This window comes from Geodermatophilus sp. SYSU D00766 (assembly GCF_054049915.1).
The window spans coordinates 158,121-166,545 of the sequence record NZ_JBJGYI010000006.1; the positions used below are offsets into that span (position 1 = coordinate 158,121).

8 protein-coding genes are annotated in these 8,425 nt (G+C 76.8%); 3 read left to right on the forward strand and 5 right to left on the reverse strand.

Features of this window, described 5'->3' with window-relative positions; translation table 11 throughout:
- Window positions 1-25 precede the first annotated feature (25 nt).
- The 3 genes from ACI8AD_RS07990 to ACI8AD_RS08000 form a co-directional block, all read right to left on the reverse strand.
- Window positions 26-826: an ATP-binding cassette domain-containing protein gene (locus ACI8AD_RS07990; RefSeq protein ID WP_456869996.1), complete on the reverse strand. Its 801-nt coding sequence runs from the start codon at window positions 824-826 to the stop codon at window positions 26-28.
- Between the two features lie 8 nt (window positions 827-834).
- Entirely contained in the window at window positions 835-1,881 is a 1,047-nt protein-coding gene (locus ACI8AD_RS07995) for an ABC transporter permease (protein WP_456869997.1), read from the reverse strand.
- 99 nt (window positions 1,882-1,980) lie between these two features.
- Window positions 1,981-2,595, reverse strand: coding sequence for a hypothetical protein (locus tag ACI8AD_RS08000; RefSeq protein WP_456869998.1), 615 nt, complete (start codon window positions 2,593-2,595; stop codon window positions 1,981-1,983).
- Between the two features lie 67 nt (window positions 2,596-2,662).
- Between ACI8AD_RS08000 and ACI8AD_RS08005 the strand changes: the two genes are divergently transcribed.
- Entirely contained in the window at window positions 2,663-3,952 is a 1,290-nt protein-coding gene (locus ACI8AD_RS08005; protein ID WP_456869999.1) for an adenylosuccinate synthase, read from the forward strand.
- Between the two features lie 118 nt (window positions 3,953-4,070).
- Here the strand turns inward: ACI8AD_RS08005 and ACI8AD_RS08010 are convergent, their stop codons facing one another.
- Entirely contained in the window at window positions 4,071-5,120 is a 1,050-nt protein-coding gene (locus ACI8AD_RS08010; protein ID WP_456870000.1) for a glycerophosphodiester phosphodiesterase family protein, read from the reverse strand.
- 180 nt (window positions 5,121-5,300) lie between these two features.
- Here ACI8AD_RS08010 and rsgA point away from each other — a divergent pair, with 180 nt between their 5' ends.
- A complete protein-coding gene (gene rsgA, locus ACI8AD_RS08015; RefSeq protein WP_456870001.1) occupies window positions 5,301-6,257 on the forward strand; it encodes a ribosome small subunit-dependent GTPase A in 957 nt (318 codons plus the stop codon).
- 39 nt (window positions 6,258-6,296) lie between these two features.
- On the opposite strand, the gene ACI8AD_RS08020 is transcribed toward rsgA, so the two are convergent.
- On the reverse strand, window positions 6,297-6,749 hold the full coding sequence (locus tag ACI8AD_RS08020; RefSeq protein WP_456870002.1) for a hypothetical protein: 453 nt from the start codon (window positions 6,747-6,749) through the stop codon (window positions 6,297-6,299).
- 277 nt (window positions 6,750-7,026) lie between these two features.
- On the opposite strand from ACI8AD_RS08020, the gene purD reads away from it, so the two are divergent.
- Window positions 7,027-8,298: a phosphoribosylamine--glycine ligase gene (gene purD, locus ACI8AD_RS08025; protein ID WP_456870003.1), complete on the forward strand. Its 1,272-nt coding sequence runs from the start codon at window positions 7,027-7,029 to the stop codon at window positions 8,296-8,298.
- Window positions 8,299-8,425 lie beyond the last annotated feature (127 nt).

Sequence of the window (8,425 nt, forward strand, 5' to 3'; positions counted from 1 at the left end):
GCACGTCCGCGGACGGGCACGGAGGTCAGCGCTCGCCGAGCTCCGGGTGCAGCTCCTGCAGCCGGGTGGTCAGGGCGGTGAGCTCCTCGCCGCCGGCCATGAGCCGGGTGAGGTCGTCGGCGTCGACGTCGGCGCGGGTGAGGTCGCCGGCCACCTGGCCGCGCGCCAGCAGCAGGAACCGGTCCCCGACCAGGTGGGCGTAGCGCGGGTTGTGCGTCACCAGGACGACGGCGAGACCGCGCGCCCGCGCACCGAGCACCGCCTGCCCGACCAGCGTGTGCTGCGCGATGGTCATCGGCTCGGTGGGCTCGTCGAGCACCAGCGCCCGGGCGCCGTAGTGGACCGCGCGGGCGATGGCGAGGCTCTGCCGGGCGCCGGGCTGCAGGGAGTTGACCGGCTGGTCGGGGTCAACGCCGGTGACGCCGACGCGCTCGAGCGCCCGCACGGTGGTCTCGCGGGCGGCGTCGACGTCGAGGCGGCGCAGCGGCCACCGCCCGCGGGTGGGCTCGGCGCCCAGACACAGGTTGCGCCACACCGACAGCAGCGGCGCGACGGCGAGGTCCTGCCACACCGTGGCGATGCCGGCCCCGCGCGCGTCCCGCGGGGTGCGGAAGCGCACCGGGGCGCCGTCGAGGAGCAGGTCGCCGTCGTCGTGCCGGCGCAGCCCCGACAGCACCGCCACCAGCGTCGACTTCCCGGAGCCGTTCTCCCCGAGGACGCAGGTGATCCGGCCGCCGTCGAGGGCGACGTCGACCCGGTCGAGCGCGGGCACCCCGCCGTAGCGGACCGACAGCCGGCGCAGCTCCAGGACCGGGGGCGCGCTCACGACCGTGCTCATGACCGCGGCGCGGCCCGCAGCCGGCCGCGCACCACCCCTCCGACCAGCAGCGCGACCAGCAGCAGCACGCCGAGCAGGACCTGCGACCAGCGCGGGTCCCAGCCCGACAGCTCCACCCCGCGGCGGGCGACGGCGTACAGCAGCGCGCCCACCGCCGCACCGGCCATCGAGCCGTAGCCGCCGGTCAGCAGGCAGCCGCCGATCACGGCCACGACGACGAAGTCGATCGCGGTGGCCAGCGACGGCGTCGCCGCGACGCTGGCCACCGGCACCAGCGCCAGCGTGCCCACCAGCCAGCCCGCGGCGGCGGTGAGCAGGAAGAGGACCAGCGTCGTGCGCCGGACCGGCACGCCGAGCTCGCGCGCCGCCCGCCGGGACCCGCCCATCGCCAGCACGTCGTTGCCGAAACGGGTGCGCCACAGCAGCCAGCCCGCGAGGGCGGTGACGGCGAGCCACCACAGCAGCGCGACCGGGAACACGCCGCCGCCGACCTCCACCGTCGACCCGAACAGCGCCGACGCCGACGACCACCCGGGCGCCTGGTCCAGGCCGGTGATGCGGGGGGCCCCGGCCACCAGCGGCAGCGCCGACACCGTCGTGCCCTGCACCACCAGCGCCGTGGCCAGGGTGACCAGGAAGCTCGGCAGCCCGGTGCGCACGACCAGCCAGCCGTTGGCCAGCCCCACGGCCAGCGAGGCGGCCAGCGAGACGGCCAGCGCCGGCCAGATGCCCCACTCCATCGGCCCGGCGAGCACCCCGGTGAGGGTGGCGCTCCCCACGGTGACCGTGCCGATCGACACGTCGAAGTGGCCGCCCACCAGCAGCAGCGCCACCATGACCCCGCCGATGCCCAGCAGCGCCGCCGCGTCGAGGACGCCGGCGAGGCCCTCCGGGGTGAGCAGCTCGGGCACCCGCACCCCGAAGACCACGACGACGACGGCGAGCCCGAGCACGGCGGCGGTGCTGGGCCGGGCGAGGACGCGGTCGACGACCCGCCGGCGCGGCGGTGCGACCCGTGTGAAGGGCAGCCGGTCGACGGTCACCGGGTCACCGGACAGGGGCGCAGCGGGGCCTCCTCGGGCTGGGGCCCTCCCAGTGTCCACGACGGCGACCCGGCGTGCCCCGGGGAGCGCGGGGGCCCGTCAGGGACGCAGCCGCCAGCGGACGCGGTCGTCGGCGTACCAGGTCCACCGCGTCACCGGCCGCGGGAACACGACGCCGTCGCGGGTGACCTGCGCGGGGTCGCTGGCCAGCTGCAGCGCCCGGCCGGTGCTGCGCCGCGGCGGGCGCATGAGCTGCGGGGAGACGACGACGCGGATCGTGTCGACCGCGCCCCAGTCGGGCCGCACGTCGATGCGGGCGACCGTCCCGTCGGCGACCCGGGCGTCGTCGTGGTGGGCCTGCACGCCCAGTCGCGCGGCCAGCGGCAGGCGCCCGCGCTCGGCGGCCTCGTAGCGCCCGTGGTGCAGCAGCACCCCGCCGTGGTCGTCGCGCACCAGCGACAGCTCCCGCTCGTCCCCCGTGCCGATCCCCAGGTCACGGGCCAGCCCCCGGGAGGAGGGGTCCTCGGCCGGCTCCCAGGACACCGGCACCTCGGCGGTCCGGCTGGCCCTGTGCAGCGCGGCGAGCACCGCCGACAGCGCCGGGACCGGCCCGCGCACGAGCAGCGCACCGGCGTCGGCCGCGCCCGAGACGGCGGCGCGCCCGGGCTCCTGCCCGGGCGCGAGACCGCGCAGGTCGAACTCGACGAGGGACATGCCGATACCCTGCCACCTGCCAGCCGGTCCACCGCCGGTGACGAGTCCTGAGGGGGACGACAGCGAGATGCCGGCAGTCGTGCTGATCGGCGCCCAGTGGGGCGACGAGGGCAAGGGCAAGGCCACCGACCTCCTCGGGGGGCGGGTGCCCTACGTGGTCCGCTACCAGGGGGGCAACAACGCCGGGCACACCGTCATCACCCCCGACGGCGAGCGCTACGCCCTGCACCTGATCCCGTCGGGCATCCTCACGCCCGGGTGCACCCCGGTGATCGGCAACGGCGTCGTCGTCGACCCGCAGGTGCTCATCGGGGAGCTCGCCGGGCTCGAGGAGCGCGGCGTGGACACCTCCCGGCTGGTGATCTCGGCCGACGCGCACCTGATCATGCCGCACCACCGGGCGCTGGACCGCGTCACCGAGCGGTTCCTCGGCAAGCGCAAGATCGGCACCACCGGCCGCGGCATCGGCCCCGCCTACGGCGACAAGGTGGCCCGCACCGGCATCCGGGTGGCCGACCTGCTCGACCTGTCGATCCTGCGGCAGAAGCTCGAGGGCACCCTGGTCGAGAAGAACCAGGTGCTGGTCAAGGTCTACAACCGCAAGGCCATCGACGTCGACGACGTGGTCGAGGAGTACGCCGGCTACGCCGAGCAGCTGCGGGACCGCATCGCCGACACCCGCCTGCTGCTGGCGAACGCGCTCGACGCCGGCGAGTGGGTGCTGCTGGAGGGCTCGCAGGGCACCCTGCTCGACGTCGACCACGGCACCTATCCGTTCGTGACGTCGTCGAACCCGACCGCGGGCGGGGCGGCCACCGGCAGCGGGATCGGCCCGACCCGCATCTCCCGTGTGGTCGGGATCCTCAAGGCCTACACGACCCGGGTGGGCTCGGGCCCGTTCCCGACGGAGCTGTTCGACGCCAACGGCGAGCACCTGCGCAAGGTCGGCGGCGAGGTCGGCGTCACCACCGGCCGCGACCGGCGCTGCGGCTGGTTCGACGCCGTCGTCGCCCGGTACGCCAGCCGGGTCAACGGGATCACCGACTACTTCCTCACCAAGCTCGACGTGCTCTCGGGCCTGGAGACGGTGCCGATCTGCGTCGCCTACGACGTCGACGGCGTCCGGCACGAGGAGATGCCGATGACGCAGACCGGCTTCCACCACGCCACCCCGGTCTACGAGGACATGCCGGGCTGGTTCGAGGACATCCGGCACTGCCGGTCCTTCGACGAGCTGCCGGCCAACGCGCAGACCTACGTGCGCCGGCTGGAGGAGCTCTCGGGGGCGCGGATCAGCGTGATCGGGGTGGGGCCCGGGCGCGACGAGAACGTCGTCGTGCACGACCTGCTCGACTGAGCCGCCACGATCAGGTGACCTGATCCCCGGGCGTCCTCCCGCACGTCCCACCGTGAGGGAGGACGCCGCACGATCAGGTCACCTGATCATCGGCGAGCCGCCGCGGGCGTCCCGGGCGTCAGGCGGTCAGGGCCCGCAGCGGCTGGGTGGCCTCCGAGTCCAGCTCCGCGCGGGCGGCGACGACGACGTCGGGGTTGTCGGTGATGACGCCGTCGACCCCGAGCGCGAGCAGCAGCCGGGCGGCGGACCGGACGTCACCGCCGGCGGCGGGGTCCTCGCTGCTGCGCAGCTGGCGCGGCAGGAACGCGTTCTCCGCGGCCAGCGTCCAGGGCACCACCCGCAGGTTCGCCGCGTGCGCCCGGCGGACCAGGTCGGAGACCCCGCGCAGCGCCCCCTCGGCGTCGCGCAGCAGGAGGTGGTCGACGCTGGGCGCGATGCCCTGGGCGTAGGTGGACACCGCGCGCAGGCCGGCGTTGGTCAGCAGGTGCTCGTCGGCGGCCGTGGTGTCGACCAGCTGGACCATCGTCGGGCCGTCGTCGCCGAGGTCGGCGCGCAGCCGGCGCAGCGCCGCGGCGTCGAAGGACTGCACGACCACGGTCCCGTCCGGGCAGGCGGCGTCGAGGCGGCGCAGCTCGGCGGCGACCAGCTCGGTCATCGGCTGGCCCCGCTCGGCCGACCAGGTCGGCTTCTTCAGCTCGGCCAGCACCCGCACCTGCCGCTGCGGCGTCGACCGGTGGCGGGCCAGCTCCACGACCTCCTCGAGGGTGAGCACGCCGAAGCGGCCGTCGTAGGCGGTGTTGAGCGGGCGCAGGTCGGGGTGGCGCTCGACGGCGCGCAGCGTGCGCAGCTCGGCGAGCGTGAAGTCCTCGGCGAACCAGCCGGTGCGCCGCTTGCGGCCGACCCGCCGGGTGGTGCGGCGGTCGGCGAACTCCGGCCGGGTGGCGACGTCGGTGGTGCGCGAGAGCTCGTTCTCGTGCCGCACGACCAGCGCCCCGTCCCCCGAGACGACGATGTCGGGCTCGATGAGGTCGGCGCCCATGTCGATCGCGAGCTCGTAGCTCGCGGTGGTGTGCTCCGGCCGGTACGCGCAGGCGCCGCGGTGGCCGACGACGACGGGGCGCGGGGTCCGGGCAGCTGCGGGAGTCGCGAGCGACTCGGTCGCGTGCATGCCGTCCACAACACCCGAGCGAGGTGTCGGGATGGCGAACGCCGGCTGGCGCGTCGCCGAGAAATGGGAGGACACCGCGCTGACCTGCGCGGGACCATCCGCCGCGTGATGCATCTCTCGAGGATCGGCTGGTCGGCCGACCGAGCGGACCACCTGCCCCCCGGGACGTCACCCGGTCGGGTGACCCGCGTCGACCGCGGCCGGCTCACCGTCCTCACCGCCGACGGCGAGCGGCGGGTGCACCCCGCCGCGGCGCTGCACGACCCCGACGGCGTCGCCTCCCCGGCCGTGGGCGACTGGGTGGCGCTGCGCGGGGAGCTCGCCGTCGCCGTGCTGCCGCGGCGCTCGGCGTTCACCCGCACCGTCGCCGGGCGCACCTCCGCCGGGCAGGTGGTGGCCGCCAACCTCGACCTGGTGCTCGTCGTCGACGCGCTGGCCGGGCCGACACGGGCGCGGCGGGTGGAGCGCTACCTCGCCGTCGCGTGGGCGAGCGGGGCGACGCCGGTCGTCGTGCTCACCAAGGCCGACCTGTGCGACGACGTCCCGGCCGCGGTGGCCGCGGTGGCCGAGGACGCGATCGGCGTCGACGTGCTCGCCGTCAGCGCGCACACCGGCGAAGGACTCGACGCGCTGCGGGCGCTGCTGGGCGAGGGCCGCACCGCGGCCATGGTCGGGCCCTCGGGGGTGGGGAAGTCCTCCCTGGCCAACGCGCTGGCCGGCGCCGAGGTGGCGCCGACGCGCGACGTCCGGGAGGCCGACGGCCGCGGCCGGCACACCACCACCTCCCGCGAGCTGCACCTGCTGCCCGGCGGCGGGCTGCTCGTCGACACCCCCGGCATGCGGGAGCTGGGCCTCTACGACGACGAGGGCGTCGACACCGCCTATGCCGACGTCGCCGAGCTGGCGGCGCAGTGCCGGTTCCGCGACTGCGAGCACCGCACCGAGCCCGGCTGCGCGGTCGCCGCCGCCATCGACGACGGCCGGCTCGACCCCGCCCGGCTGCTGGGCTGGCGCAAGCTGCAGGCCGAGGCCCGCCGGCAGGAGCTGCGCGCCGACGCCCGCGCCCGCGCCGCCGAGCACGCCCGCGTCCGCGCGCTGCACCGCGCGTACCGCTCGCAGCCGAACAGGGTGCGGTGAGCCTCGGGGAGGTCGCGCTCCGTGGCTGATACGTCCGGGTCAGGAGACGCGGACGAACCCCTGCCCGTCCCAGTGCCAGCGCACGGTGATCGGGATCGACGGGCCGCTGGCGTGGGAGTCCTCCGGCGCGTAGGCCTCCATGGCGGCGACGATGTCGCCGTCCCGGACCGACAACCCGGCCGGGTCGTAGAGCGGCGGCAGGCTCGTCGCCTCGCGCAGGGTGCGGGGACTGGGCAGCAGGCCCAGCCGCTCGCCGGACGCGGCGAACACCTGGACCTCCTCGACGACGCCGTTGGACGGCTGCGGCGAACACTGCAGCAGCACGACAGCATCCGGCTCGCCGTCCCCGTCGACGTCCCCCCGGGCCGAGGTCACCCACCGGACCTCGTAGTGGTCGTAGTACGGGGGCCGGCTCCCGTCGGCGGACACCCGCGCGGTCCCGCCGGTCAGCGTGACGGGGATGCCGTCCGGGACGATCCCGTCGCACGTCACGCGGTAGCTGGCTGCCCGCCAGTCCGGCCCCGTCGCCGGGGAACCGGCGGTGTCCCGACCACCGCCCGTGGCGGTGCAGCCGCCGAGCAGGCACCCCGCCACGCCCGCGGCCAGGAGCCGGAGCGGTGTCGCCGGCCGGTGTCCCGGCACCCTCCACGACGAGGACATCGGCCCATCCCCTCGGCCGGTCGTGCGGGGGCACCCCCCACCTCCGAGCGTGCCACCGGGAGGGCCGTCCCGGGCAGGGGAGCGCCCTCCGTCGGTAGGGTCGCCGTCCGTGCGCGTGCTCGTCGTCGGCTCCGGAGCCCGGGAGCACGCCCTGTGCGTCGCTCTGTCGTCCGATCCCGCGGTCACCGCGCTGGCCTGCGCCCCCGGCAACGCCGGCACCGCGCGGGTCGCCGAGGCCGCGCCGCTCGACGTCGCCGACCCGGTGGCGGTGGCGGCGCTGGCCACCGGCTGGCGCGCCGACCTCGTCGTCGTCGGCCCCGAGGTGCCCCTGGTCGCCGGCGCCGCCGACGCCGTCCGCGACGCCGGGATCGCGTGCTTCGGACCGTCGGCGCAGGCCGCGCAGATCGAGGGCAGCAAGTCCTTCGCCAAGCACGTGATGGCCGCCGCCGGCGTGCCCACCGCCCGCGCGTGGCCGGTCGGCGGGCCGGCGGAGTTGGAGACCGCGCTCGACGAGGCCCTGCATCTCGGGGCCGGGGCGCCGTACGTGGTCAAGGACGACGGGCTGGCGGCCGGCAAGGGCGTCGTCGTCACCACCGACCGGGACGCCGCCGTCGCCCACGGCCACCGCGTGCTCGACGCCGGGGGTGCGGTGCTGGTCGAGGAGTTCCTCGACGGCCCGGAGGTGTCGCTGTTCGCCGTCACCGACGGGACGACGGTGCTGCCGCTGCTGCCCGCGCAGGACGCCAAGCGCCGCGACGACGGCGACGCGGGCCCCAACACCGGCGGGATGGGCGCGTACGCGCCGCTGCCGTGGGCCCCGCCCGGGCTGGTCGACGAGGTGCTGGCGACGGTGTTGCAGCCGACGGTCGACGAGATGCGCCGCCGCGGCGAGCCGTTCTGCGGTCTGCTCTACGCCGGGCTGGCGCTGACCTCCCGGGGCGTGCGGGTGGTGGAGTTCAACGCCCGCTTCGGCGACCCCGAGACCCAGGTCGTGCTGCCGCTGCTGGAGACGCCGCTGGGCGGGCTGCTGCACGCCGCGGCCACCGGCACGCTCGCCGACCACCCGCCGCTGCGCTGGCGGTCCGGTGCCGCCGTCACCGTCGTCGTCGCCGCGCCCGGCTACCCGGAGGCCCCGCGCACCGGCGACCCGGTGACCGGTGCCGACGGCGAGGGCGTGCTGCACGCCGGCACCGCCGTGGACGCCGGGGGCACGGTCCGCTCGGCCGGCGGGCGGGTGCTCGCGGTGACCGCCACCGGGCCCGACCTCGCCGCCGCCCGGCAGACCGCCTACGAGCGGGTGGCCGCCGTCCGGCTGGCCGGCGCGCACTGGCGCACCGACATCGCGCTGGCCGCCGTCGAGGGCCGGATCACGCTCCCGTAGCCGCCGGCCCGTCCTCCCTCACCGCAGCGGGGCCGCCCCCACGGCCCCCCCGGGGGGGGGGCGCCCGGCCCTCCGGGCACCAGGTCCCGGCGGGGCCCGCCGCCGCGGGCCCCCCCCGCCCGGCGGG